Source organism: Streptomyces xiamenensis (genome assembly GCF_000993785.3).
In the GTDB taxonomy this organism is placed as follows: Bacteria; Actinomycetota; Actinomycetes; order Streptomycetales; family Streptomycetaceae; genus Streptomyces; species Streptomyces xiamenensis.
Map to the genome: position 1 here is coordinate 1,333,227 of NZ_CP009922.3, position 23,329 is coordinate 1,356,555.

26 protein-coding genes and 1 other RNA gene are annotated in these 23,329 nt (G+C 70.4%); 13 read left to right on the top strand and 14 right to left on the bottom strand.

Features of this window, described 5'->3' with window-relative positions:
* Nucleotides 1-19: 19 nt before the first annotated feature.
* The 9 genes from SXIM_RS06025 to SXIM_RS28495 form a co-directional block, all read right to left on the bottom strand.
* Nucleotides 20-1,666 carry an alkaline phosphatase D family protein gene (locus SXIM_RS06025; RefSeq protein WP_107073976.1) on the bottom strand — a complete coding sequence of 549 codons (1,647 nt, stop codon included), beginning with the start codon at nucleotides 1,664-1,666 and terminating at the stop codon, nucleotides 20-22.
* 186 nt (nucleotides 1,667-1,852) lie between these two features.
* Nucleotides 1,853-2,131 (bottom strand): dsRBD fold-containing protein, encoded by a 279-nt coding sequence (locus SXIM_RS06030; protein WP_030726522.1) that lies wholly within the window; start codon nucleotides 2,129-2,131, stop codon nucleotides 1,853-1,855.
* Between the two features lie 122 nt (nucleotides 2,132-2,253).
* Complete coding sequence (locus tag SXIM_RS06035) at nucleotides 2,254-2,901, bottom strand: DsbA family oxidoreductase (RefSeq protein ID WP_218941156.1); 648 nt, start codon at nucleotides 2,899-2,901, stop codon at nucleotides 2,254-2,256.
* On the bottom strand, nucleotides 2,889-3,071 hold the full coding sequence (locus tag SXIM_RS06040) for a hypothetical protein (RefSeq protein WP_148236071.1): 183 nt from the start codon (nucleotides 3,069-3,071) through the stop codon (nucleotides 2,889-2,891). Before SXIM_RS06040 ends, SXIM_RS06035 begins: the two co-directional genes overlap by 13 nt.
* 121 nt (nucleotides 3,072-3,192) lie before the next feature.
* The gene (locus SXIM_RS06045; RefSeq protein WP_046723188.1) at nucleotides 3,193-3,897 is read right to left on the bottom strand and encodes a hypothetical protein; all 705 of its coding nucleotides are present in this window, start codon (nucleotides 3,895-3,897) and stop codon (nucleotides 3,193-3,195) included.
* Complete coding sequence (locus tag SXIM_RS06050; RefSeq protein WP_053116093.1) at nucleotides 3,840-6,251, bottom strand: AfsR/SARP family transcriptional regulator; 2,412 nt, start codon at nucleotides 6,249-6,251, stop codon at nucleotides 3,840-3,842. The genes SXIM_RS06045 and SXIM_RS06050 overlap by 58 nt, the downstream gene beginning before the upstream one ends.
* 153 nt (nucleotides 6,252-6,404) lie before the next feature.
* The gene (locus SXIM_RS06055) at nucleotides 6,405-7,457 is read right to left on the bottom strand and encodes a methyltransferase (RefSeq protein WP_030726510.1); all 1,053 of its coding nucleotides are present in this window, start codon (nucleotides 7,455-7,457) and stop codon (nucleotides 6,405-6,407) included.
* A gap of 289 nt (nucleotides 7,458-7,746) precedes the next feature.
* On the bottom strand, nucleotides 7,747-8,112 hold the full coding sequence (locus SXIM_RS06060; RefSeq protein WP_046723189.1) for an MmpS family transport accessory protein: 366 nt from the start codon (nucleotides 8,110-8,112) through the stop codon (nucleotides 7,747-7,749).
* A gap of 170 nt (nucleotides 8,113-8,282) precedes the next feature.
* The gene (locus tag SXIM_RS28495; protein WP_281289035.1) at nucleotides 8,283-8,411 is read right to left on the bottom strand and encodes an aromatic-ring hydroxylase C-terminal domain-containing protein; all 129 of its coding nucleotides are present in this window, start codon (nucleotides 8,409-8,411) and stop codon (nucleotides 8,283-8,285) included.
* A gap of 29 nt (nucleotides 8,412-8,440) precedes the next feature.
* On the opposite strand from SXIM_RS28495, the gene SXIM_RS06065 reads away from it, so the two are divergent.
* The 3 genes from SXIM_RS06065 to SXIM_RS06075 all read left to right on the top strand — a co-directional run bounded on the left by SXIM_RS06065 (nucleotide 8,441) and on the right by SXIM_RS06075 (nucleotide 9,538).
* Nucleotides 8,441-8,707: a hypothetical protein gene (locus SXIM_RS06065; RefSeq protein ID WP_053116095.1), complete on the top strand. Its 267-nt coding sequence runs from the start codon at nucleotides 8,441-8,443 to the stop codon at nucleotides 8,705-8,707.
* Nucleotides 8,704-8,904, top strand: coding sequence for a hypothetical protein (locus SXIM_RS06070; protein ID WP_053116096.1), 201 nt, complete (start codon nucleotides 8,704-8,706; stop codon nucleotides 8,902-8,904). Before SXIM_RS06065 ends, SXIM_RS06070 begins: the two co-directional genes overlap by 4 nt.
* Before the next feature lie 259 nt (nucleotides 8,905-9,163).
* On the top strand, nucleotides 9,164-9,538 hold the full coding sequence (locus SXIM_RS06075; protein WP_046723191.1) for an ester cyclase: 375 nt from the start codon (nucleotides 9,164-9,166) through the stop codon (nucleotides 9,536-9,538).
* Between the two features lie 23 nt (nucleotides 9,539-9,561).
* Here SXIM_RS06075 and SXIM_RS06080 read toward each other — a convergent pair whose 3' ends face one another.
* A complete protein-coding gene (locus tag SXIM_RS06080; protein ID WP_046723193.1) occupies nucleotides 9,562-9,900 on the bottom strand; it encodes a GNAT family N-acetyltransferase in 339 nt (112 codons plus the stop codon).
* Nucleotides 9,901-9,922: 22 nt separating this feature from the next.
* Nucleotides 9,923-10,906, bottom strand: a complete 984-nt coding sequence (locus tag SXIM_RS06085) for a pirin family protein (RefSeq protein ID WP_078847068.1) — start codon at nucleotides 10,904-10,906, stop codon at nucleotides 9,923-9,925.
* Nucleotides 10,907-11,029: 123 nt separating this feature from the next.
* Here SXIM_RS06085 and SXIM_RS06090 point away from each other — a divergent pair, with 123 nt between their 5' ends.
* Nucleotides 11,030-11,518 (top strand): carboxymuconolactone decarboxylase family protein, encoded by a 489-nt coding sequence (locus tag SXIM_RS06090; RefSeq protein ID WP_030726494.1) that lies wholly within the window; start codon nucleotides 11,030-11,032, stop codon nucleotides 11,516-11,518.
* Nucleotides 11,519-11,540: 22 nt separating this feature from the next.
* Here the strand turns inward: SXIM_RS06090 and SXIM_RS06095 are convergent, their stop codons facing one another.
* On the bottom strand, nucleotides 11,541-12,491 hold the full coding sequence (locus SXIM_RS06095) for an NmrA/HSCARG family protein (RefSeq protein ID WP_030726491.1): 951 nt from the start codon (nucleotides 12,489-12,491) through the stop codon (nucleotides 11,541-11,543).
* Between the two features lie 230 nt (nucleotides 12,492-12,721).
* On the opposite strand from SXIM_RS06095, the gene SXIM_RS06100 reads away from it, so the two are divergent.
* The 6 genes from SXIM_RS06100 (at nucleotide 12,722) to SXIM_RS06125 (ending at nucleotide 18,641) form a co-directional block, all read left to right on the top strand.
* On the top strand, nucleotides 12,722-13,189 hold the full coding sequence (locus SXIM_RS06100) for a MarR family winged helix-turn-helix transcriptional regulator (protein WP_030726488.1): 468 nt from the start codon (nucleotides 12,722-12,724) through the stop codon (nucleotides 13,187-13,189).
* 303 nt (nucleotides 13,190-13,492) lie between these two features.
* Complete coding sequence (locus SXIM_RS06105; protein WP_030726486.1) at nucleotides 13,493-14,572, top strand: LLM class flavin-dependent oxidoreductase; 1,080 nt, start codon at nucleotides 13,493-13,495, stop codon at nucleotides 14,570-14,572.
* A complete protein-coding gene (locus SXIM_RS06110) occupies nucleotides 14,569-15,237 on the top strand; it encodes an NADPH-dependent F420 reductase (RefSeq protein ID WP_030726484.1) in 669 nt (222 codons plus the stop codon). The genes SXIM_RS06105 and SXIM_RS06110 overlap by 4 nt, the downstream gene beginning before the upstream one ends.
* A gap of 210 nt (nucleotides 15,238-15,447) precedes the next feature.
* The gene (locus tag SXIM_RS06115; protein WP_046723195.1) at nucleotides 15,448-16,719 is read left to right on the top strand and encodes a glutaminase; all 1,272 of its coding nucleotides are present in this window, start codon (nucleotides 15,448-15,450) and stop codon (nucleotides 16,717-16,719) included.
* Between the two features lie 174 nt (nucleotides 16,720-16,893).
* Entirely contained in the window at nucleotides 16,894-17,736 is an 843-nt protein-coding gene (locus tag SXIM_RS06120; protein ID WP_046723197.1) for an alpha/beta fold hydrolase, read from the top strand.
* 263 nt (nucleotides 17,737-17,999) lie between these two features.
* Nucleotides 18,000-18,641, top strand: coding sequence for a response regulator (locus tag SXIM_RS06125; RefSeq protein WP_046725466.1), 642 nt, complete (start codon nucleotides 18,000-18,002; stop codon nucleotides 18,639-18,641).
* 142 nt (nucleotides 18,642-18,783) lie between these two features.
* On the opposite strand, the gene SXIM_RS06130 is transcribed toward SXIM_RS06125, so the two are convergent.
* Nucleotides 18,784-19,536 carry an SDR family NAD(P)-dependent oxidoreductase gene (locus SXIM_RS06130; RefSeq protein WP_046723198.1) on the bottom strand — a complete coding sequence of 251 codons (753 nt, stop codon included), beginning with the start codon at nucleotides 19,534-19,536 and terminating at the stop codon, nucleotides 18,784-18,786.
* Nucleotides 19,537-19,657: 121 nt separating this feature from the next.
* On the opposite strand from SXIM_RS06130, the gene SXIM_RS06135 reads away from it, so the two are divergent.
* Entirely contained in the window at nucleotides 19,658-20,623 is a 966-nt protein-coding gene (locus tag SXIM_RS06135; RefSeq protein ID WP_246156843.1) for an AraC family transcriptional regulator, read from the top strand.
* A 575-nt stretch (nucleotides 20,624-21,198) separates the two neighbouring features.
* Entirely contained in the window at nucleotides 21,199-21,972 is a 774-nt protein-coding gene (locus SXIM_RS06140) for a GOLPH3/VPS74 family protein (RefSeq protein WP_246156844.1), read from the top strand.
* A 104-nt stretch (nucleotides 21,973-22,076) separates the two neighbouring features.
* On the opposite strand, the gene rnpB is transcribed toward SXIM_RS06140, so the two are convergent.
* An RNA gene (rnpB, locus tag SXIM_RS06145) (RNase P RNA component class A) lies at nucleotides 22,077-22,485 on the bottom strand.
* A 66-nt stretch (nucleotides 22,486-22,551) separates the two neighbouring features.
* Here rnpB and yaaA point away from each other — a divergent pair.
* Nucleotides 22,552-23,328, top strand: coding sequence for a peroxide stress protein YaaA (yaaA, locus tag SXIM_RS06150; RefSeq protein WP_030726453.1), 777 nt, complete (start codon nucleotides 22,552-22,554; stop codon nucleotides 23,326-23,328).
* Nucleotide 23,329: the final 1 nt, after the last annotated feature.

The window sequence follows — 23,329 nt, forward strand, 5'->3', positions numbered from 1 at the left end:
ATGGTTTTCGTTCGTAAGATCACGCTGGGAAGAGCCCGGGGTCCCCCGCACGGGACACGAACGAGCCCGCCGTGCTCACCTCGCCGCCCGGAACCGTGACCCCCGAGACCACCCGGTAATCGGCCCGCACCTGCCGCTCGTCCAGGCTGACCAGCACATAACCGCGCCGGCCGTCGTAGAAGCGCAGATGCGGATTGACCGTCATCATCGCCTCCCAGTTGGCCGGCCGCCGGTTCCCGTTCCCGCCGCTGGAGATCGAGGTGGTGACCAGTTCCACACCGAGCGTCCGGGACGCCGGATCGTCGAAGTCCTCCTTGATGTCGAATCCGTGATGGACGTGCACGTCCCCGGTGAACACCACCAGGTTGCGCACCCCGCTCTCGCGGACCGTGCGCAACAGCCGCTCCCGCGCCCACGGATAGCCGTCCCAGGCGTCCATCGCCAGCGGCCACGGCTCGGCCAGCTGGTTGCGGCGGCGCGCGACGACGATCTGCTGCGGCACGAGGTTCCACACCGCGCGCGAGGTGCGCCAGCCGTCCGCGAGCCAGCGCTCCTGCGCCGCCCCCAGCAGCTGCCGGTCAGGCGCCCGCGAGGCGTCGGTGGGCAGCTTCCAGCCGTCGCCGTTCGCCTGGTCCGCCCGGTACTGCCGGGTGTCCAGCACATCGAGCTGGGCCAGCCGGCCGTAGTGCAGCCGGCGGTAGAGCCGCAGGTCGGGGCCGTCGGGGAGCTGAGGACGGCGCAGCGGCATGTTCTCGTAGTACGCGCGGTACGCCGCCGCCCGGCGCACCAGGAACTCCGCCTGGGCGTCGTCGTCCTGGGAGACGGCGGAGGCGTAGTTGTTGTCCACCTCGTGGTCGTCCCACGTCACGATCCACGGGTGCGCGGCGTGCGCGGCCTGGAGGTCGGGATCGGCGTGGTAGAGCGAGTACCGCAGCCGGTAGTCGTCCAGGGTGACGGTCTCGCGGTTGTAGTGCGCGGGCAGCCGCTGCTCACCGGTGTACGCGCGGGCGCCGGCGGCGGCGTTGATCGCGTACTCGTACAGGTAGTCGCCGAGGTGGATGACGGCATCGATGTTCCCCTCGGCCGCCAGGTGCCGGTACGCGGTGTAGTACCCCTGGTCGTACCGCTGGCAGGAGACGAGCGCGAACCGCAGCCCGGCGCCGACCCGCGCGTGGCGGGCGGGGGCGGTGCGAGCGCGCCCGGTGGTGGAGGTCCACGGCCCGGCCTGGAAGCGGTAGTAGTAGTCGGTGCCGGGGGCCAGCCGGCCGGCCTCCACATGGACGGAGTGGTGGAACTCGGGGTGTGCCAGGACCGTGCCGCCGTCCACCGGACGCTCGAACGCGCGGTCGCGGGCGATCTCCCAGCGGACGGGCAGGGGTTCGGCCGGCAGGCCGGAGTCCGGAGCGTGCGGGTCGGTGGCCAGCCGGGTCCACAGCACGACGGAGTCGGGCTGTGGATCGCCGGAGGCGACGCCGAGGGTGAAGGGATTGCCGTCCAGGCCCGCCGCGTCGGCGGGGGCGGCGGCGTGGGCGGTGCCGGCCCCCGGCAGGCCCACGGAGAACGCGAGCGCGGCGGCGGCGCCGGTCACGGTGACGAATCTCCGCCGTCCCAGGGACCGGACGGCGGCACGCAGGTGTGCGGAGAATTCTTCGGAGATCTGCGTCATGGACATGAGTGCACCGGGAGCACTCATCCTGTGGCTGGCAGGTATGCGTCAACGACATGGCGATCCGATGACGCTTCGGCCACGATCGGACACACCGTGTCACAGAGGTCGCTCATGCCGCACCTCATGCGTGCGGCGGCGCGGCGCGCACGGTGTGTCCCGCGCGCCACCGCGCCCGGCGCACCGTCAGCGCTCGCGCAGCTCCGTCACTTCCTGGTGGGTGTGCGCCTCGATGTCCCGGGCGCCCTGGTACAGCAGCTGGTACGACAGGTCGGACAGTGCCCGCGCCGCCGCCAGCTCGTGACCGATCGCCGCGTCGTACTCGTCCCCCGGCTTGGCCTGCGCCGATCCCTCCCCCACCAGGCCACGCGAGGTCTTGCCCTGCAAGCGGGCCTCGGCCCGGCAGGACCGGCCCTCATCCTCGATGTCGATCTTGGTCTTCCATGTCTGGTGCGACGACGACATGACTGCACCTCCAAGGGAACACTGGGACAGGAGTCGGGAGCACCACTCCACTCCTTCTCCCCCCATGCTCCCTCCGATGGCCCAACCTCGCAGCTCGAGAAAACCGGGGACGTCTCCGCAGCTCAGGCGGGGTTCGCATGGGCGGTACGCAGCGCGTGCAGGAAGGTGTCGACGGGCTGGGCGCCCGAAACGCCGTACTTCCCCTCCAGGACGAAGAACGGCACCCCGCTCACCCCGATCCGCCGCGCCTCGGCGATGTCGGCCGCCACCTCGTCCGCGTACGCGTCGCCGGCCAGCGCCGCCCGGGTCTCCGCCTCGTCCAGGCCCAGCTCGACCCCGAGCCGTACCAGTGTGTCCAGGTCGTCCACTGTCGCGCCCTCGCACAGGTGGGCGGCGAGCAGCCGCTCGTGCGCGGCGTCGCCCAGGCCCTGCCGGTCGGCGAGGTGCAGCAGCCGGTGCGCGTCCAGGGTGTTGACGGAGATCGCGCGCTCCAGGTCGTACGTGAGGCCCTCGGCTGCGGCGAGGTCCGTCACCCGCTGCTGCATCTCGCGGATCTGCTCGGGGCCGGCGCCCATCTTCCGCTCCAGCATCGCGGTGGTCGGCTCGCGCAGCCCCGCCGGGTGCGAGGGGTCGAGCTGGAAGCTGTGCCAGCGCAGCTCCACCTCGTCCGCGTGCTCGAACCGCGCCAGCGCGCTCTCCAGCCGGCGCTTGCCGATGTAGCACCAGGGGCAGACCACGTCCGACCAGACATCGATCCTCACAGCGCGCACGCCCCGTCCACGCACAGCGGGCCGGAGCCTTCGCCGGGGGCCTGGCCGGCGCCCGGGCCGTCCTCCTGGCCGATGACGATCAGCGCGGGCGGCCGTGGCCCGTCGTCGGTGCCGGTCTGCGACGGGGCCGGCGGCTCCGCGGCCGGGGAGGCGGGCTGTAGGGGAGACATGATCACTCCGGGGGGCGAGGGGGCGGACCGGGCGGGACCGTACGGGACCGCCATGGTTACTTCTGGTGTGGTACCCCACCGTACGCAACCGCCCCGGCCACCGTAAGAACGTACCTTCAGGTCAGTCACACACCCAGGGGTGAGCCCGCAGCCCGTGCGGCGGACTCGTCTCCGTGTCCACGAGCCGCTCGATCACCCCGCCCAGGCCCTGCGCCCGCGCCGAGAGCGCGAACAGCCGCCGCAGCAGCGTCTCCGTCAGCTCCGGCACCCGGGACAACTCGCCGACGAGCCCCCGCAGCTCGTCGATCAGCACCCCGAGTCCGGCCGGCACGTCCGCCGGCGGGCAGCCCGCCCGGTGCAGCTCCAGATAGTCCACCAGCCGCTGCCCGGCCCGCACCGCCGTGCCCCGCGCCGGGCCCGCCTCCCCCGCCCACCGTTCGTCCGCCGCCAGATACAGCAGCGAGTGGATCAGGGCGGTCATGGCGTGCGAGTTCCGCTTGTCCACCGCGCCCAGCGACGCGTGCAGTTCGGCGGCCCGCCGCCAGTACCCGATCGCCTCCCGGTGCCGGCCCAGATGGTGATGCGCGTACGCGATCAGGTCCATCGTGCGCGCCATGTCGCTCAGCTCACCGGCCTCCTCCAGCATGCTCAGCGCCCGCTCCGCCGAGACCAGTGCCTCCCCGTAACGCCGCATCCGGCCCTGCGCCTTGGCGATCACGCTCAGCGCCGCGCCCTCCCCGACCGTCCAGCCCAGCTCGCCGAAGATCTTCAGGGAGGTACGCGCCTCGGCCAGCATCTTCTCGTACACGCCGGCCGACGCGTGCACCCCGGCCAGCTGCCGGTGGGTGTAGGCGGCGACCAGCCGATCGCCCTCCCCTCGATCAGCTCCAGCGCCCGGTGCAGATGCCGCTCCGCCTCGCCCCACTGGCCCGCGTTGTACTCGGCGCGGCTCAGCCCGCGGTGCCCCATGGCCATGCCGAGCCGGCTGCCCTCGCGGCCCGCCGCGCGCAGCGCCAGGGTGCTGGTGGCGCGCAGTTCGTCCCAGTGCCCGTTGACGTCGAGGTAGTGCCGCACCATCCAGGCCAGTTGCCACACCGTACGGTCGTGGCCGGCGCGGTACGCGGTGTCGATCAGATGCAGGATCGCCCCGTGCTCGGTCTCGAACCAGGACCGCGCCTCGGCGTACGTGCTCAGCGAGCAGCGCCCCAGCGGGCGGATCGGCGGCATGTCGTGGTGCCGGGACAGGATCCGGGCCGCCTCGTGGGCGGTGTGCAGATAGTGGCTCAGCACCCGCCGCAGCCCGGCGTCGCGCTCCTCGGGCGTGGTGGTCTCCGCGAGCACCTCCACCGCGTACGCGCGTACCAGGTCGTGCCAGCCGTACTGACCGGGACTGCGCTCCTCCAGCAGCCGCATGGCGGTGAGTTCGTCCAGCAACTCCTGGACGCGGCCCAGCGGCTGGGCCAGCAGGTCGGCGATGAACGGGGCCGTGGCGGAGCGGCCCGGGTGCAGCGGCAGCAGCCGGAACAGGCCGGCCGCCGCCCGGCTCAGCGCCCGGTAGGAGGAGGACAGCACCGAGCGGACCCCGGGCGAGCTGTCCTGGCCGGTGAGGAAGGAGATGCGGGCGCGCGCGTCGCGCAGTTCCCCGGCGATGGCGGCGAGCGAGAACGAGGGATTGGCGATCGCCTTGGCGCACACCACGGCGAGGGCCAGCGGCAGCCCGCCGCAGCAGTCCACGATGTCCTGGGCCGCCCGTTCCTGTCCGCGCATCCGCTCGGGCCCGAGCTTGCCGCGCATCAGCTCCAGGGCCTCCTGCCGTGCGAAGGGCCGCAGTTCGCTCACCCGGGCGCCGCGTGCCGTGATCAGTCCGGCCAGCGGGGAGCGGCTGGTCACCAGCACCAGCGGGCCCGGCGCCGACTCGGGGATCAGCGGCAGCACATGGGCGGCGTCGCGCGCGTTGTCCAGGAACAGCAGCAGGCGGCGGCCCGCCAACTGGCGGCGCAGGAAGGCGGTACGGGCCTCCGCGTCGCGCGGTATCCGCTGCCGGGGTACGTCCAGGGCCTCGATCAGCCGGTCCACGGCGTGCGCGGTGGGCATCATCGGCCGGTCCGCGTCGAAGCCGTGCAGGTTCAGGTAGAGCTGCCCGTCGGGGTGTTCGCGGCGGAGCCGGTGCGCGAGGAGGGTGGCGAACTCGGTCTTGCCGACGCCCGCCATGCCGCTCACCACGATCACCCGGGTGCCGCGTCCGATGTCCCGCAGCGCTGCCGCCAGATCCGGGCCGCGCCCGATGAATAACGGTGCCGGGAGCGGCAGTTGTGCCGGCCCGCAGGGCCGCGGCGGCACGGGCTCACCGCCCGCCGCCCCGCCCGTGCCGCTGTCCGCGCCCGGCGGGGCACCCGCGAGCGCGTGGTCCCCGTCCCCGTGCCGCGGGCCGAGCGCCGGGTCGCCGCGCAGGATGCGCTCGTACAGGGTGGTGAGGGAGGCGGCGGGGTCGACGCCCAACTCGTGGCGGAGGACGGTGCGTACCCGTCCGTACGCCGAGATCGCCTCGGCCTGCCGGCCCGCCCGGTACAGGGCCAGCATCAGCAGTTCGTGGAACCGCTCGTGCAGCGGGTCCTCGACGACGGCAACCGACATCAGCTGGATGACCTCGTCGTCCCGCCCCAGGGTGAGCGCGGCGGAACCGTACAGATCGAGTGCGCTGGTGCGGGTCTGCCGCAGCCCGACCCGTTCGCGCTCGGCAGCCTCGCCGTGGATCTCGCGCAGGGGTTCGCCGCGCCACAGGTCCAGCGCCTGGCGGCTGAGGCGCGCGGTGCCGCGGTGGTCGCCCGCGCCGTGCGCCGTGCGTGCGGAGCCGACCAGGTGCCGGAAGCGGTGCGCGTCGATGGCGGTCGGCTCGACCATGAGCGCGTACCCGTGGGTGCCGGACTCGATGTGCGCGCCCTGGGGCTCCAGGGCGCGGCGCAGCCGGTGGATGTACGTGCGCACCGTGCCGCGTGCTCCCCTGGGCGGGGCGCCGTCCCACAGCGCGCTGGCGAACTGGCCGGCCGGTACGGTGCCACCGGCGTGCAGCAGCAACACGCTGAGGGTGGAGCGCTGTTGTGGCGATCCCAGCGGGATTTCGGCGCCGTCGTGCCAGGCGCGTACCGGTCCGAGGAGGGAGAAGCGGAGCCCCGTTGTCATAGATCTCGTCCTTGGCGCAGGTTCCAGCCGATTGGACGAATGTATGACGTGATGAAGATCGAGGCGACGGTTTACCGTGCAACTGTATGAACGGGCCGTTGGTACGGGCCGGGCCGCCCCCGTGGTGCGGCCCGGCCCCGGAGCACCGGACGGTCAGTCCAGACGCTCCAGCTCGATGAGCGCGAACATCGAACGGGTGGGACGCAGCCCCGTCCGCTTCCACCCCGCCTCGGCGAACAGCGCGTCGTACGCCTCCAGGGAACGCTCCTGACCCGCCGACACCGACAGCATGTTCATGTCCAGCAGCGCGACCGGATCGGGCGAACCCGTCTCCCCCAGCAGCGCCTCGATCACCAGGATCCGCCCGCCCGGCCGGGCCGCCTCGCGGCAGTTGCGCAGAATCCGCACGCACTGCTCGTCCGACCAGTCGTGCAGCACCCACTTGAGCAGGTAGTAGTCGGCCTGCGGCACGCTCTCGAAGAAGTCCCCCGCGACTGCCTCGAAACGCTCCGCCACCCCGGCCGCCTTGGCCGCCGCCTCGGCGGCCGGCAGCGCGTGCGGCAGATCGAACACCACGCCCTCCAGGTGCGCGTGCTCCGCCATCAGCCCCAGGACCAGCGCCCCGTCCGCACCGCCGATGTCCGCGATCCGGGCCGCCCCGTCCAGATCGAGCAGCGCGACCGTGTCCTGCACGACCTGCTCGGTGGCGTTGTTCATGGCCCGCGAGAACAGCTCGGCGTCCTCGGGGTGCTGGGCCAGATACGTGAACAGATCCGAACCCAGGGCCCGTTCCCACTGCGGACGCCCCTCGCGCACCGCCTCGGGGAACGGCTGCCACACCTGCCAGTGCGCCGGCGCCCCCGACAGCAGCGCCGCGTCCCGCAGCGACCCGGGCACCCCGTCGCGCAGCAGCGCCCCGACGGGCGTGAGGTCGAACCGACCGCCGCCCTCGTGCGCGAGCAGCCCGATCGAGGCACAGGCGCGCAACAGCCGTTGGGTGGCGCCGGGATGGCTCGACTCGCGCTCGGCGATCTCCTCGGCCGTACGGGCCCCGTCCGCGATGTGGTCGGCCACCCGCAGGACGGCGGCGGCCCGGACCACCTGGGTGATCCAGTGCGCCGTCGTCATCTGGTACAGGGCCTGGGCGTGCTGTGCCGCCTCCACTTCCGCTGGCGAGAGTTCTGGTGCGGTGCCGGTCAGGGGCATGAACATCCTTGTCGGGGGATTCACTGGCGAAGGACACCCCGAAAACCGCACGCGGCCACGGACGACTCCGCCCGGTGGGGCCCGGATGTCTCCCCGTAGCCACCCGGACCCCACCGGAACGGCCGCTCCGTTCCTCGGGATGGAGCATGTGTAAAGCCCGCCTGTCGACAAAGCGTTGACGCCGCGACGAAACCACGGAAGGGGCGGGGAGGAGCCGCCCGGAACAGCGCCGGCCGGGGAGGAGGAACGACGGACCACGCGAGTTGCGCCGCTCCCCGGGAGGACACACTCACTGCAGATTCACGAAGCATCCCACCGTGCCCTCGGCATCCGGCTCCCGCTGCTCGTCCTTGAGCTTCCCGTCGACGTAGATACGGCAGACGGTTCCCGGTGCCGCGTCGGTGACGGCGACGTCGTTGAAGCCATACCCGACGTTCTGGCTCATGCTCCAGGGCAGCATGACACCGCTCTCCGACGTGCCGTCGCTGTCTCCGGAGAAGGCATAGCTGACGTCACCGCTTCCCTCACCTGTCACTTCGAGCGTGACGTCCCAGCTGCCTGTGAACACACCGCAGCCAGTGACTGCGGTCAACGACAGGGCCGAGGCTGAGGCGGTCAGCAGCAACTTGGCAACGGGGCTGGTCAGGGAAGGCATCACGGAATTCCTGCGGGTAGGTGGTCGGCTTGTCATGCATGACCCATCGTTCACGCGCGGCGGGCCGGCCGGTTCGGTCAAGAGGTGGAATGTGAGGCCCGGAGGTCGGCCGAAAGTACGAAGCCTCCCCGTCCCCGAAGGGCCGCCCGAGCTTCAGCCCGTGGGCCGGGTCACCCTCGGTGGGTGGTGGCGAGGACGGAGGTGAGGTCGTCGACGAGCACGGTGTCGCGGCTGTCACCACTCGCCCAGGCGACGTGGCCATCGGGGCGGATGAGGGCGGCGCGCGTACGGCGGACCACTCGGCCGGGAGCAGGTGGGGGGTTCCGGTGTGCACGCGCAGGCCGGGCCGGGCGAGGTGGTGGAGGGGTCGGTCCGGGCCGCCGGTGAGGTCGAGCAGCAGGTAGCTGCCGGCGCGCAGCGAGGAGAACAGGCCGTTGTCGCCGACGGCGAGGTCACCGGCCCGGGTACCGGTCAGCGGGTGGGCGTTCGTCACGGTCGGCGGATAGGTGACGGCGAGAGAACTGACCTGTGCGGCGAATTCGTCGTTGAGCTCGGGCAGGGCGGTGCGCACACCGCGACGGCGCCGCCCTGGTGACCGGGACCTACCCGGCCCGCCTGATCGACGCCGTGCTGGAAGCGGGAGCGAAAGAGGAGCAGGCGGCCTGGACGGCGTGGACGGTCCTCTACTTCCTCCTGTGGCTGGTCCAGGAGGAACAGGCCGCGCCCGGCAGGTTCGACGACCGGCCGGCCGGGGCCGTGGACGCCGGCACGCACCCAGCGGGCCGGCCGTAGCGGGCCGAGGGTGGCCGTCCGCCCCGTTGGCCGCGACGGCCTCGGCGCGGCCGTACGGATCGTGACGGAGACCGGTGAGACGGCCGCCAAGGTCGCGCGTGATCCCGGAATCCGAGCGGCGACGCCACCTCCTGGACGATACGTAAAGAAAGTCGGACTGTGCGTCATGGAGAGCGTCGCCGATCTCCCGCAGTATCGATGTCGCGGGTGAACCGTGAGCACACGAGCACAGTCCGGACCCCGGGCGAGAAAGGCAGTCATGTCCGACTTCGACATGCGCGAGTTCTACGATCGCTACTGCGAGGCGCTCAACGCGCATGAGTTCGACCGCATGGACGAGTTCGTCCACGAGTCCATCCTCTCGCACGGCGAGCCGGCCACGCGGGCGGATGTCGTCGCGGCACTCAAGAGCATCACGGACGCGGTTCCCGACATGCGCTGGGAGATCAAGGAGGTGGCGATCCACGGTGAAACCCTGGCCTGCCACTCCGTCAACCACGGTACTCCCACCAAGGAATGGCTCGGGGTGGCCCCCACGGGCGCGCCGATGGAGATCGACGAGTTCGCTCTGTACCGGATCCGCGACGGGAAGTTCGCGCAGATGTCCAACGTCCACGACGTCGAGGCCCTGTAGAAGCAGCTCGCGGGCTGACCGGTTCAGCCGAGCTGTGCCTTCAGCCATCGCAGGACCTCAGGTGTGACCGGGTCGGTGATGTCCGCGAACTCGTCGTGCCGCTTGAGGAACTTGGCGACGTAGGGGCAGACCGGGACGATCCGCATCCCGGATGCGCGCACGTCGGTGAGTGCCTGCTGCACCAGTTGCGAGCCCAGCCCTTGGCCGGCGAATGCCTCGTCGGTCTCCGTGTGGAAGAAGACACGCCGCGTGCCCTGGTCACGGTAGGCGGTCAGACCGGCGCGTCGGCCATCGACCAGGATCTCGTACCGGCTGTCGGCGTCCACACGCTCGACGACCTTGGCGGTGGAGGACTCGCTCATGGTGTGCCTTTCGTCAGGGAGGTCAGCGGGTCGGCGGGTTCCGGCGCGGTGTGATGACGGCGTTCGGCAGGGCCGGTGCGGGAAGGCGGCGGCCGGGAAGCTCCTCGCCGAAGCGGTCGGAGGATGCCTCCCAGTCCTCGCGGGCTTTCACGATGTCCTCGTGGCTGCGGCCGATGAAGTTCCACCACATGACGATCTCCTCCCCGAAGGGAGGTCCTCCGAGGAGGATCGTCCGCGCCGGCGCGTCGGTCTCGTTCACCAGCGTCAGGGTGTCCGCGCCGCGAGCAACGTATCCGAGTTCGGCGGGCCGCAGCACCGTGTCGAGCAGGCGGATGTCCCCGCTGTCCACGAGCAGGCCGTGCTCGAAAGCCGCGTCAACGGCGAGCGTGAGTGTCGCGTGCGGTTCGATGACGATCTCGGCGCCGAGCAGCGGTGTGAAGGTCCGGACCGGGGAGGTGCTTCCGGCGAGCGTGCCCAGGAACACCCTGATCCCGGCCCCGTCGACCCGCGCGAGTTCGGGCACGTAGTGCTGGAAGTCCCGGTCGGCGTCGCGGTGTTCCCCGGGCAGCGCGACCCACAACTGGACGCCGTGGACAACGGCGGCGTTCGGGGTGGAGACCTCCGAGTGGGCGATGCCGTAACCGCCGGTCATGAGGTTCATCTGGCCGGGCCGGATCAGGGCATGGGTGCCGAGGGTGTCGCGGTGTTCGATCTCGCCGCTGAACAGCCAGCTCACCGTCTGCAGTCCGGTGTGCGGATGCTGGGGCATGTTCATTCCACCCGACGCGGCGACCCCATGAGGTCCGAAGTGATCGGCGAAGCACCAGGCACCGATGAGTGTGCGCTTTCGCTGCGGCAGTGTCCGCCGCACGCGCAACGCACGCGGACCGCCGAGGGGCACCTCTCGCGCCGACAGGACATCGACCCGGGAAGCTCCGGTCGACCGGTCATCTTCGACGGGCGCACTGCCCAGCAGCGCCGCGGCATCGGCTTCCGTACTGCTCACCGAGAGCACCCCCTACCCAATCTGGTTGCCACATCAACTATAGTGCCATGGAGGCAGGCCACTGGCCACAGCACCCGCCCGGACACAGGCCACTCCCGGCGCGACCCGAAGGAGCCCCCCGACGTGAGCGACCCCACCCACAGCTCCCCACCCCGCAGGGTCTTCATCGACAAACAGAGCCCCCATGCCTTCCAGGCACTGGTGCAGGCCGCCGAGGCGGTCCGCACCACCGCCGCCGAGGCAGGACTCGACCGCACCACCGCGGAACTGATCAACATCCGCGTTTCGCAACTCAACGGCTGCGCCTACTGCCTGGACATCCACACCAGAGCGGCGCTGCGCGCCGGTGAGTCACCGCAGAGACTCGGAACCCTGAGCGCATGGCGGGACACCGCCCTGTTCACCCCTGTGGAGCGCGCCGCCCTGGCGCTGGCCGAGAGCACGACCGAGCCGGCCGACGCCACGGCCCAGGCTTCCGCCTACGAGGCCGCCCGGCGGGTCCTCTCCGAAGACCAGATCTCGGCCGCGATCTGGGTGGCGATCACCATCAACGCCTTCAATCGCGTGTCGATCATGAGCAAGCACCCCGTGTCGCCGCGCCCCGGCACGTAGCGGGCCTGCCGACGGCGGCGGGTCAGTCCACCTGGATGTTCGCGGCGTTCTCGGCGAGCCAGTCGTCGAAGCTCTTGAGCGCCGGGTTGATCCCCCGCAGCAGGTTCAGGTCGCGGGCGCCGGTGAACTCCTGGTCGAAGTCGCCGTAGTACTGGAACATGTTGGCGATCTCCTCGCCCGCCGGGATGTCCAGGGAGCGGAAGACGTCGTAGGGCACCGGCTGGAAGCGCACCGGCTCACCGATCGCGGCGCCCAGCTTCCGCGCGTACTGGGCGCCGGTCAGGTGGTCGCCGGCGAGACCGACGGTCCGGCCGATGAACCGCTCGCCGCCCTTGAGGAGGGCCAGCGCCGTGCGGCCGATGTCGTTCACGTCCACGCCGGCCAGCAGCTTGCCGTCCTCGAACGGCAGGGTCAGCGTCAGTACGCCGTCCTCGGCACGCTTGGGACCCATCGACGACAGGAAGCCCTGGAAGTAGAAGGTGGTGTTCAGGAAGGTGGTCGGCACCCCGGCCTGCCGGAACAGCTCGTTTCCCTCGCCCTTGACGTCGAAGTGCGGGACGTTGTAGTGCTCCTGCAGGACGGGCATCCGCTCGTCGCGCAGCGGCAGCAGTTCACGGGTGTCCTCCAGCGTCGACCACACCACGTGCCGCAGTCCGGCGCTCTTCGCGGCCCGCACCAGAACCTCGATCTCCTCCCTCTCCTTGGCCGCCGAACCGTGCGCCCAGAAGTTGGTGACGAGGAAGGCGCCGTAGGCACCCTCGAGCGCTGCGCGCACGGTCGGCTCGTCGGAGAAGTCCGCCCGCACGACCTCGGCACCGAGCTGCGCGAGCTCCTTGGCCGCCGGCGAGCCGGGGTTCCGGGTCAGCGCACGCACGGTGAACCCCGAGTCCGGGTCGGCGAGGATCGCCCGCGCGGCACCGCCACCCTGGGCACCCGTGGCTCCGGCGACGGCAACAACCTTCTTCGCACTCATGCTCTTACCCCTACCCGAGGAGATGTCGTTGACGGATCAACTGAAGCGCATTCTGGTTGATTAATCAACTTGTGGCACAGGATTCAGCGCGCTCGCCGCGCAGGGTCACCCGAGGGGCCCAACGCGACTGACAGGACGCCCGGTGCGACCCACGGCGGGAAGGCGCTCAGGACCCGAGCCGCCGCCCTCGCTGTTAGATGAGCTGTCAACGACTTCGTTAGACTGCCCCCATGGATGCACCGCCACGCTGGCTCGACCCCGGGCAGCAGGCCGCCTGGGACAGCTTCATCCGCATGCAGGAGAAGCTCATCGGACGGCTGTCCCGGCACATCCAGGCCGACTCCGGCATGTCGGGCTCCGACTACATCGTGCTCGTCAGCCTTACCGAAAGAGGCGACGGACGGATGCGCTTCTCGGAGTTGGCCAAACGCGTGGAGTGGGAGAAGAGCCGGGCTTCCCACCAGGTCACACGGATGGCGAAACGCGGACTCGTGGCCAAGGAGGAATGCCCCGAGGACGGTCGCGGAGCCTTCGTCACCGTCACCCCGGCCGGCTACGAGGCGATCGAAGCAGCCGCACCTCAGCACGTCGAACACGTCCGCCGCCTGCTCATCGACGCCCTGACACCCAGCGAGCTCAGCGCACTCGCCCGGATCTCCCGGCGCGTCCTGGACCACATGGAGAAGCAGCCGGACTGACCCGGCGAGGGGACACGGCCTCCCCCATCACCGGACGTCCGCCCCGCGCCGTCCGGGCGGGAACGTCCCGGGTACGGGAATCCGCCGACTGCGGCAAGTCCGGATGGCATCGTGAGCCCGGGCCCCGCGGCCAGGCCCCGGGCGTCAGTTCACCGCTGCGCGCGTGCACGTGCCGCACCCCGGCATAGTTGACACATAAACCAAAGGAGTGCCATGGTTTATGTGTCAACTAGATCGGTGGAGATGGTGTGGGTCGTCACGGACGCCGCACGCCACACCCCGACACAACGAAAGCGTTGAACAGTGAACACGACGGATGCTCCGCACATCGAGTTCGGTATCGACAGCTTCGGAGACCGGCCCCGTGACGACCGGGGCGCGATCCTCTCCCATGCGCGGGCGATCCGCGCCGCGGTGGCCGAAGCGGTCCTCGCCGACCAGGCCGGTATCGACGTGGTCGCGCTGGGCGAGCACCACCGGCCCGAGTACGCGATCTCCAGCCCTGAGACGGTGCTGGCCGGCATCGCGACGAGCACGCGACGCATCCGGCTCGCCTCGGGCGTGACCGTGCTGTCCTCGGACGACCCGGTGCGGGTCTTCCAGCGGTTCGCCACGGTCGACGCGCTCTCCGAAGGTCGCGCCGAGGTGATCCTCGGACGCGGTTCCTTCACCGAGTCGTTCCCCCTGTTCGGGTACGACCTCAAGGACTACGACGTGCTGTTCGAGGAGAAGATCGACCTTTTCCACCGGCTCCTCGACGAGAAGCCGGTCACCTGGGAAGGCACCACGCGCGCCGCTCTGCACAACGCGGACGTGTTCCCGAAGACCGATACGGGGCGTCTGCCCACCTGGGTCGGGGTCGGCGGAACACCGCAGTCCGTGCTCCGCACCGCCCAGTACGGCTTCCGGCTCATGCTGGCCATCATCGGCGGCGCCCCGGACCGGTTCGCTCCCTACGTGGATCTGTACCAGCGTGCCAGCGAGGAGTTCGGCACGACCGCACAGCCGGTCGGGATGCATTCGCCCGGCTTCGTCGCCGCCACCGACCAGGAGGCCAAGGAGCTCTTCTACCCCGGGTACAAGGAGATCCGCGACCGGATCGGGCGGGAGCGCGGCTGGCCGCCGCTCCGCCGGGAGGAGTTCAACGCCGAGGTGGAACGCGGGTCCCTGTACGTCGGCTCTGTGGAGACGGTCGCCACCAAGATCGCTCGTGCCGTGCGAGTTCTGAACGCGGGCCGGTTCGACTTGATCTACTCCGCGGCCGGCACCGTTTCCGCCTCCGCGCGTCTGCGTTCGGTCGAGCTGTACGGCACCCAGGTCATCCCTCGGGTCCGCGAACTGCTGGCCGAGCGGCCCGCGGCCGCGGCGGGAGCGACACGATGACCAGCCCCGTCACCACGGTCGGGATCCTGGGAGCCGGGAAAGTCGGCACCGTCCTGGCGCGCCTGGCCGTCGCCGCCGGCTGTCGCGTCCTGATCTCGGGGTCCGGTGACCCCTCCAGGATCGCGCTCACCATCAAGGTCCTCACCCCCGGGGCGACCGCCGTGTGGCCGGCCCAGGCCGCGGAGGCGGCGGACGTGGTGATCCTGGCTCTCCCCCTCGGCAAACACCGCGACCTCCCGCGCGCGGAGTTGGCGGGCAAGCTGGTCATCGACGCGATGAACCACTGGTGGGAGGTCGATGGTCCCCGTGACGCGATCCTCCCGCCCGACACCTCTTCCAGCGAGGTCGTTCGGCGGTTCCTGACGGGAGCACATGTCGTGAAGGCCTTCAACCACATGGGCTACCACGACCTCGAGGACGAGGCTCGTCCCGCCGGCGCCCCCGGACGCAAGGCCATCGCGCTCGCCGGTGACTCGCCCGAGGATCTCACCGTGGTGTCCATGCTGATCGACACGCTCGGATTCGACCCCGTCCCCATCGGCGACCTCGCGGCGGGCATCCGGCTCGAGCCGGGAAACCCCGCCTTCGGAGCCAATGTCGACGCCGACCGGCTTCGCGTGCTCACCGACGCCGCTGCTCCGGAGAAACTCATGGAACCCTCGTAACAGCGACACCGGTGCGTCCATGACGCTCCAGCTCGATCTCGTCGGATTCCAGGAGCGGTCACGCGCGCCACGCCCGGCGAGCCGCGAGGTCATCTCCTCGGCCGCATCGATAATTTGGCGCCGTGCGGCGCTGTCAGGTGGCGCCCGGTACCAGGGCGCACACAACCCGGTTCTCACAGCGTGACGACGTGAATTGTGCATGGAGGACGAATGCGGCCCATCATTCCCGACTATCTGGCCGAGGTGCTGGGAGACGTGGAGCCGGACGCGTCCGGAGAGCCGGCGGGATATATTCCTGAGCTGGCGGCAGCGGACCCCGACCGCCTCGGAGCGGCCTTCGCCACGATCGGCGGAGAGGTCTACGGTGTCGGCGACTCCGACATCGAGTTCACCATCCAATCGATCTCCAAACCGTTCGCCTATGCACTGGCCCTGTCCGATCGCGGATTCGACTCCGTACTCGCCAAGGTCGGTGTCGAGCCGTCCGGAGAGGCGTTCAACGAGATCTCCCTCGAAAGCGACACCGGGCGCCCGCTCAATCCCATGATCAACGCCGGCGCGATCACCGTGCACTCACTGACCGGAGCGGAGGACCTGAATCCGGCGGAGCGTGTGGAACGCGTACTCCACGGCCTCTCGGCCTTCGCCGGGCGCCGGCTGCGGATGGATGAGGCGGTCTGTGCGTCGGAGATGGAGACCGCGCACCGCAATCTCGCCATCGCGCACATGCTGCGCGGTCACGGCATCCTCACCGGCGATCCCCGGCCCATCGTGGAGGGCTACGTCCGCCAGTGTTCCGTGCTCGTCACCACACGGGATCTGGCCGTGATGGCCGCGACGTTGGCCAACCGCGGCAGGAACCCTCTCTCGGGTGATCAGGTGGTTCCGGAAACGGTGGTACGTCAGGTGCTGAGCGTCATGTTCAGCTGCGGCATGTATGACGCCGCCGGCGACTGGGCGACGCAGGTCGGTATTCCGGCGAAGAGCGGAGTGGCCGGGGGCCTGATCGGCGCGCTCCCCGGGCAGATCGGCATCGCCACCTTCTCACCACGACTGGACAGGCACGGGAACAGCGTTCGCGGGGTGTCACTGTTCGAGCGATTCTCCTCGGACATGGGTCTGCATGTGATGGAGGTCCCCGCCGCCGCGCGTGCCGTCGTGCGCTCCCACCACGTCGTCGGCAGCGGACCGGGCGCGCTCCGGGTCCTGCGGCTGCAAGGCGGTATCGGCTTTGCCGGGGCCGAGAGAATTGTGCGGGAGGCCGAGGAAATTCCGTCCTCGGACGTCAGGGTGGCTCTGGACCTGACACGGGTCCATTCGATCGACGACGTGGCACGGCGCATGGTGCTGGAGGTCGCACGCCGACTGACGCTGGATGGTCACGAAGTCTACCTAGTTGACCCAGAATCGATCATTCCCGATCCCGATCCCGGCGATGGTGGCCGCGTCACGGTCGTCGACACATGGAACGCGCTGACCTGACCACGGCGACCGCGGGAAGAGGTCACAGCGGTTGAACGCACACAGTGAGATCCGCGCCCCACCACGGGCCGACGCGGAACCGCGACACCCCCGCTCCACCCTCCGTCACCACACCGTCATCACACGCATGATGTCGGCCGGCCTACGTTTCGCCGGCCGGAAGGGGCAGAAATCATGGGTCACATCACCGTCGGCACGGAGAACAGCACGCCGGTCGAGCTCTACTACGAGGATCAGGGTTCCGGGCAGCCGGTCGTCCTGATCCACGGCTACCCCCTGAACGGGCACAGCTGGGAACGCCAGACGCGCGAGCTGCTGGCCCAGGGCTACCGGGTCATCACCTATGACCGCCGGGGCTTCGGCCAGTCGTCGAAGGTGAACTCCGGCTACGACTACGACACCTTCGCCGCCGACCTGAACACGGTCCTTGAGACCCTGGACCTGCACGACGTCGTCCTCGTCGGTTTCTCGATGGGCACCGGCGAACTCGCCCGCTACGTGAGCCGCCACGGTCATGAGCGGGTCGCGAAGCTCGCCTTCCTCGCCTCGCTCGAACCGTTCCTGGTCGCCCGCGACGACAATCCCGACGGGGTGCCGCAGGAGGTCTTCGACACCATCGCCGCGACCGCGAAGGCGGATCGGTACGCCTGGTTCAAGCAGTTCTACTCGGACTTCTACAACCTCGACGAGAACCTCGGTACGCGCATCAGCGAGGAGGTCGTGGCCGGAAGCTGGAACGTCGCGATCGGCAGCGCTCCCGTGGCCGCGTACGCCGTGGTGCCGGCCTGGATCGAGGACTTCCGCACCGACGTCGAGGCGGTCCGCGCGAGCGGCAAGCCCGCACTGATCCTGCACGGTACGAAGGACAACATCCTCCCGATCGAGGCCACCGGGCGCCGTTTCCACAAGGCGCTCCCCGAGGCCGACTACATCGAGGTCGAAGGTGCGCCGCACGGCCTGCTCTGGACCCACGCCGACGAGGTCAACACCGCGCTCCGCGACTTCCTCGCGAAGTGACGGCGGATGACGCCCGGTCGCCCTGACGGCTTCTCATGACGCGGGACCGCGTCATCGCTGTCGAAGAGGGGCGTATGTGACGCCGAACCGATGCCGAGGCGCCGCATACGCCCCTCCGGGTCCATCAACGCGACGGACGCCTGACCTTCGACCGTCAGGTCACCCACGTGTCGCCAACGCCGTCCGGCGGAACCCGCCGCCTCGGCAGCGCCCGCACGTACGACACCTTCCTCGCCGCTGAAGGGCTGCCCGAGGTTCTGCCCATGCTCCGTGACGACCAGGAGATGATGAGGACGGGTTTCCGCCTGATCCTGGAGGCGCAGGACGAGATATCCGTGATCGGTGAGGCGTCCGACGGTGTGGAGGCTGTCGAGGTGGTGCGCCGGCTACGCCCCGACGTGTGTCTCATGGACATCCGGATGCCGAAGCTGGACGGAATCGAGGCCACCCGGCGGCTCCGGCGGACGCCGGGGAACGCGACGGACGACACGAGGATCGTCATCGTGACCACTTTCGACCTCGACGCGTACGTGTACCGTGCGCTGCGCGCCGGCGCGAACGGCTTCGTGGTCAAGAACTCCGGGCCCCGGCTGCTGATCGAGGCCGTGCACGCCGCGGCCCGGGGGGACTCCCTCATCTCTCCGTCCGTCACCGTGCGGCTTCTGGAGCACCTGAGCCCACCGCGGCACACCGAGAACCCGGCCGCCGCACAGCGGCTGAGCCCGCAGGAGCACAAGATCGTCCGCTTCGTGGCGCGAGGGCGCACGAACAACGAGATCGCGCAGGAGCTGACCCTCTCCCTGAGCACGGTGAAGAGCCACCTGAGCCGGATTCAGGACAAACTGCGGGCCCGCAACCGCGTGGAGACCGCCGCGTGGGCGTGGGAGCACGGCGTGGTCAACTGACCCGGACGGAAGGCTCATGAGCATGCGTCGTGCTGCCGCGGGCCGTCCGCGGTGCGGCGGTACGTCCGAACGCCGCGAGGCGCAGGCGCCGGAAGCGGCGTGGCGGCCGGGCCGTTTCGGCCGCCACCCGCCGTGTGGTGCCTCAGGTCTGGTTCTCGCCGCCGTCGACGTAGACGTTCGAGCCGACGACATAGCCGCTCTGTTCCGAGGCCAGGAAGGCCACCACCGCGGCGGCCTCCTGGGGCCTGCCCATACGGCCCTTGGGCACGGTCGCGGCGACCTTCTCCTTGATGGCCCGGGCGGTCTCCTCGTCGCCGAAGGCGGCGGTACCCCCGGGAGTCTCGATCCACGCCGGCGAGACCACGTTGACCCGGATCCCGCGGCCCCTGAGCTCGGTCGACCAGGTCCGCGCGAAGGACCGGACGGCCGCCTTCGACGCCGCGTACGCGCCGAACGCCTCCATCCCGCGGTCGGCTGCCGTCGAACCGACCATGACGATCGAGGCTCCGTCGTTGAGCACCGGCAGCGCCTTCTGCACAGTGAACAGCGTGCCTCGGGCGTTGACCGCGAAGGTCTGGTCGAAGTGCTCCTCGGTGGTCTGTTCCAGCGTCATGAACGAACCGATCGCCGCGTTCGCCACCAGGACGTCCAGACCCCGGCCTCGCGCCTGGACCGCCTCGTAGAGTCGGTCCAGGTCCTCCAGGTTCGCGATGTCGCCGGCGACCGCGGTGGCCCGGTCCGCTCCGATGGTCTTGACGGCGGCCGCCAGTTCGGCCTCGCGTCGCCCGGTGACGAACACGTACGCACCCTCGTCCGCCAGCCGCACGGCGGTGGCCAGACCGATACCGGTGCTGCCCCCGGTGACCACCGCCGTCTTGCCTTCCAGCTGTCCCATGGTGGATGTCTCCATCGCTCTCTCGATGCCGATCCGTTCGACATCGATACTGCGGAAGTTCGGGAGTACTATCCATGATGCACAGTCCGAGTTTCTTTACGTATCGTCCAGGAGGTGGCGTGTGGTGCTCGGATTCCGGGACCCGGTGGCTGACGCGATCGGTCTGCTCCGGCCCCGCACGGTGATCGGGCCGAGTCTGCGGGCCGCGGGCGAGTGGGCGCTGAGCTTCGACACGTTCCCGCACGTGCGGATCGGTGGCCTCGTGCGCGGCACATGCTGGTTGATCCTGGATGGGCACGAACCGGTGCCTCTGCGGGAGGGCGACACCTTCATGCTGGGCAACCCGCCGCCCTACGTGCTGGCCAGCACACCCGACGCGAGCCCGCGCCCGGCGGAGCGGGTGTGGGCGGGTGCCGAGGACGGGTTCGTGCGGATCGGCCCCGAGTCCGAGGAGCACCTCTACCTGTGCGTCGGTCACATCGCGTTCGACGACCGGAACGCGGCCCTCCTGACCGATCTTCTGCCGCCGCTGGTGATCGTCCGCGTGGGCGATCCCCATGGCGGGCGGCTCGCGCAGCTGATCGATCTCCTGGCCACCGAGGTCGGGGTCTGCGCCGCCGGCGGCCCGCTGGTGCAGAACCACCTCGCACAGATCCTTCTCGTGCACATGCTGCGGGCTCACGCCGGTCGGACGGACCGGCCCACCGGCTGGCTGGGCGCCCTGAACGAGGACGGCATCGGTGCCGCGCTGCGGGCCGTGCACGCGGATCTGGCCCACTCCTGGAACCTGAGGGAACTCGCCGAGATCAGCCACATGTCGCGTTCCGCGTTCGCCCAGGCATTCAAGAGCCATGTCGGGATCCCGCCGTTGGAGTACCTGATCCAATGGCGCATGAGCCTCGCGCGCGACGCCCTGGCCCGTGACTCCCTGTCGATCTCCGAGCTCGCACGGGCCACCGGCTACCTCTCCGAGAGCGCGTTCAGTACCGCGTTCCGCCGCGTGGTCGGCTCCTCACCCGCCCAGTTCCGGAACCGGATACGGCAGTCGGCGCACTCCACCGCGGTACCGGTGGCGCCGGGATCGTGAGGCCGGACCCCGGAGGGCGGTGACCAGTTCAAGGGCGGGGAACGTTGCGCAGGTTGGAGCGGGCCAGGTCGAGCAGGAACGGTCCGTCATGGGCCAGCGCACCCTTGAGCCCTTTGACGACATCCTCGGAGCGCTCGACCCGGATCGCCTCGATGCCGGCGCCACGGTGAACACCACGTCCTCAGCGGCGAGATCGTCCAGCACCGAGGCCGCGTACTCAGGGTGGATCGGGGTGTGCCGCCCGACGTCGCGGGTGCAGGCGGAGACCACGGTCTCCAGCGGCTTGGCACGCTTGCTCGGCCCCCGGTCCAGATGGGCACGCTCCCGCTCCGCCCCGACCCCCGGCAGCACAGCCCGCTGCGCCTGCCGGACGTCGCCGTGCAACCCGAGTTCCAGCACCGTGCGAGATCCGCGGCGCCCGGCGTCGTGGTCGATCTACATGGTCCGCGCACAGAATGTCCACCAGTTGCTGGGCCTCCGTCGGATTCCGCATCGTCGGACCTCAACCCTGAGGCTGTACACCTGTTGCACAGGACGATCGACAGCCCCGATATAGTTGATGCATCCACTTTAATGTGGGTGCCGAGGACGGCATACCGAGCGGCGGAAGGACCGCGGGACCGCGCCAGTTGTACGACGCAAGGGTGAACGGCACCGCTCAAGGAGAAGTCATGCGGGAAGAGATGTTGATCGTCGAGGATCTGCTGCTCACGCTGATGGACGACACATCCGGGGCGATCGCCGGCGAGGGTACGTTGTACTACACGCTCGGAGGAGCCGTACTGGCCGAGCTCGCCCTTCGCGGCCATGTGACGGCCGCCGAAGGCGACACGGGGCTGACCGGCCTCAAGGTGCACGCCGTTTCCGGCCGTTCGATCGAGGACCCGCTGCTCCGGGACGCATACCGGAAGACCGCCGAACGCACACGAGGCGTCCAGACGCTCCTTGTCGAGATCGGCGCCGAGCTGCGCGGCACGGTCCTGGACCGACTCGTCGACCGGGGCGTGGTGAGCCGGGAGCGCAAGCGCAGGCTGGGCCTTTTCCACACGACATCCCTGTCCGTGGCGGATACCCGGCACAAGGCCGAAGTCCTGCGGGAGGTACGCGCCACGCTGGTGGACGGGCGGACGCCCGGCGAGCGTACGGCGGTGCTGATCGGGCTCCTCTCCGCCAGTGGCAGCCTGCCCGGCCTCCACCCCGCCATTCCGTGGTCGGGGAAGGTCTACGAGCGGGCGAAGGAATACGAGAAGGGAACCTGGGGAGCGGACGCGGTCAGCGCCGCCGTGACGCGCACGGTGGTGGCGGTCACGGTGGGAAGTGCCGTCGCCGTGACCGGCGCCGCCGACTGAGGCCTGATTCCGGCGCGGGCCGGTGGAACCGGTGGAGATGCGGCATCGATGACGAACCCGGTCACCCCGACGGCTCGGCGGCGCACCACCGCCCGGAGAGACGGCAGACGAGTCGGGCTGTACGCCGGGTTCTGTTCCCGCCCCCAAAGGGGTGGGTGGCGGTCATCCATCTAGGGCTGCCGTCGCCGACAGCCTCCAGCGGTCTACCCGCGGACTCGGGCGGGCCGCCCTCAGTCATCCGCGCGAGGCCATCGCCGATGGCCCCTTCTTGACCTTGCTCCGGGTGGGGTTTACCGAGCCGGCCGGGTCACCCCGGTCGCTGGTGGTCTCTTACACCACCGTTTCACCCTTACCGGGTGCCGTTCGCACGGCCCCGGCGGTCTGTTTTCTGTGGCACTGTCCCGTGGGTCGCCCCAGGTAGGCGTTACCTACCACCCTGCCCTGTGGAGCCCGGACGTTCCTCGGCGGCACCCGGCCTGAACCGGACACCAACGCGACCGCCCGCGCGACTCGTCTGCCGCACCTCCCACCCTACCCGGCGTACCCTGCTGCTTTGCGCCCCACAGAGGAGACCCGATCGTGCTCGTACTGCTGCCACCGTCCGAGGGCAAGGCCGCCGGCCCCGAACGCGGGGAGCCGGTCGAGCCGGAGGCGCTGTCCCTGCCCGCGCTGACTGCGGCCCGCGAGACGGTGCTGAACGAGCTGACCGCCCTGTGCGCCGCCGACCCGGACAAGGCGCGCACCATCCTGGGGCTCGGCGAGCGGCTGGCCGGCGAGATCACCAAGAACGCCGCCCTGCGCACCGCCCCCGCCGCACCGGCCGGCGAGGTGTACACCGGCGTGCTGTACGACGCGCTCGGGCTCGGCACCCTGGAGCCCGCGGCCCGGCGGCGGGCCGGGGAATCGCTGCTGATCTTCTCCGGACTGTGGGGCGCGCTGCGTGTGACGGACCGCATCCCCTCCTACCGCCTGGGCGCCGGGGTCAGGCTCCCCGCGCTCGGCGGCCTGCCCGCCTACTGGCGCCGCCCGCTCGCCGAGGCCCTGGAGCCCGCCGCCGAGGCGGACGGCGGCCCGCTGCTCGACCTGCGCTCGGCCGCCTACCGCGGCATGTGGAAGCCCACCGGCGAGCTCGCGGCGCGCACCGTCACCGTGCGGGTGCTGCACGCCCCGACCCGGACCGTCGTCAGCCACTTCAACAAGGCCACCAAGGGCAAGGTGGTGCGGGAACTGCTGAGCGCGGGCGAGCTGCCCGGCACCCTCCCGGAACTGACCGCCGCGCTGCGCGACCTCGGCCACACGGTGGAGCGGCCGGCCGGCGACGACCGGCAGCTCGACATCGTGGTCGACCAGGTCTGAG

Bases quoted from the DNA above. Each gene is read 5' to 3' on its own strand.
- SXIM_RS06050 (WP_053116093.1), bottom strand. From the start codon at position 6,251: ATGACAACGGGGCTCCGCTTCTCCCTCCTCGGACCGGTACGCGCCTGG.
- SXIM_RS06125 (WP_046725466.1), top strand. From the start codon at position 18,000: ATGCTCCGTGACGACCAGGAGATGATGAGGACGGGTTTCCGCCTGATC.
- SXIM_RS06120 (WP_046723197.1), top strand. From the start codon at position 16,894: ATGGGTCACATCACCGTCGGCACGGAGAACAGCACGCCGGTCGAGCTC.
- SXIM_RS06095 (WP_030726491.1), bottom strand. From the start codon at position 12,491: ATGAGTGCGAAGAAGGTTGTTGCCGTCGCCGGAGCCACGGGTGCCCAG.
- SXIM_RS06115 (WP_046723195.1), top strand. From the start codon at position 15,448: ATGCGGCCCATCATTCCCGACTATCTGGCCGAGGTGCTGGGAGACGTG.
- SXIM_RS06030 (WP_030726522.1), bottom strand. From the start codon at position 2,131: ATGTCGTCGTCGCACCAGACATGGAAGACCAAGATCGACATCGAGGAT.
- SXIM_RS06130 (WP_046723198.1), bottom strand. From the start codon at position 19,536: ATGGGACAGCTGGAAGGCAAGACGGCGGTGGTCACCGGGGGCAGCACC.
- SXIM_RS06025 (WP_107073976.1), bottom strand. From the start codon at position 1,666: ATGACGCAGATCTCCGAAGAATTCTCCGCACACCTGCGTGCCGCCGTC.
- SXIM_RS06100 (WP_030726488.1), top strand. From the start codon at position 12,722: ATGGATGCACCGCCACGCTGGCTCGACCCCGGGCAGCAGGCCGCCTGG.
- SXIM_RS06040 (WP_148236071.1), bottom strand. From the start codon at position 3,071: ATGTCTCCCCTACAGCCCGCCTCCCCGGCCGCGGAGCCGCCGGCCCCG.
- SXIM_RS06080 (WP_046723193.1), bottom strand. From the start codon at position 9,900: ATGAGCGAGTCCTCCACCGCCAAGGTCGTCGAGCGTGTGGACGCCGAC.
- SXIM_RS06110 (WP_030726484.1), top strand. From the start codon at position 14,569: ATGACCAGCCCCGTCACCACGGTCGGGATCCTGGGAGCCGGGAAAGTC.
- SXIM_RS06060 (WP_046723189.1), bottom strand. From the start codon at position 8,112: ATGCCTTCCCTGACCAGCCCCGTTGCCAAGTTGCTGCTGACCGCCTCA.
- SXIM_RS06055 (WP_030726510.1), bottom strand. From the start codon at position 7,457: ATGCCCCTGACCGGCACCGCACCAGAACTCTCGCCAGCGGAAGTGGAG.
- SXIM_RS06075 (WP_046723191.1), top strand. From the start codon at position 9,164: ATGTCCGACTTCGACATGCGCGAGTTCTACGATCGCTACTGCGAGGCG.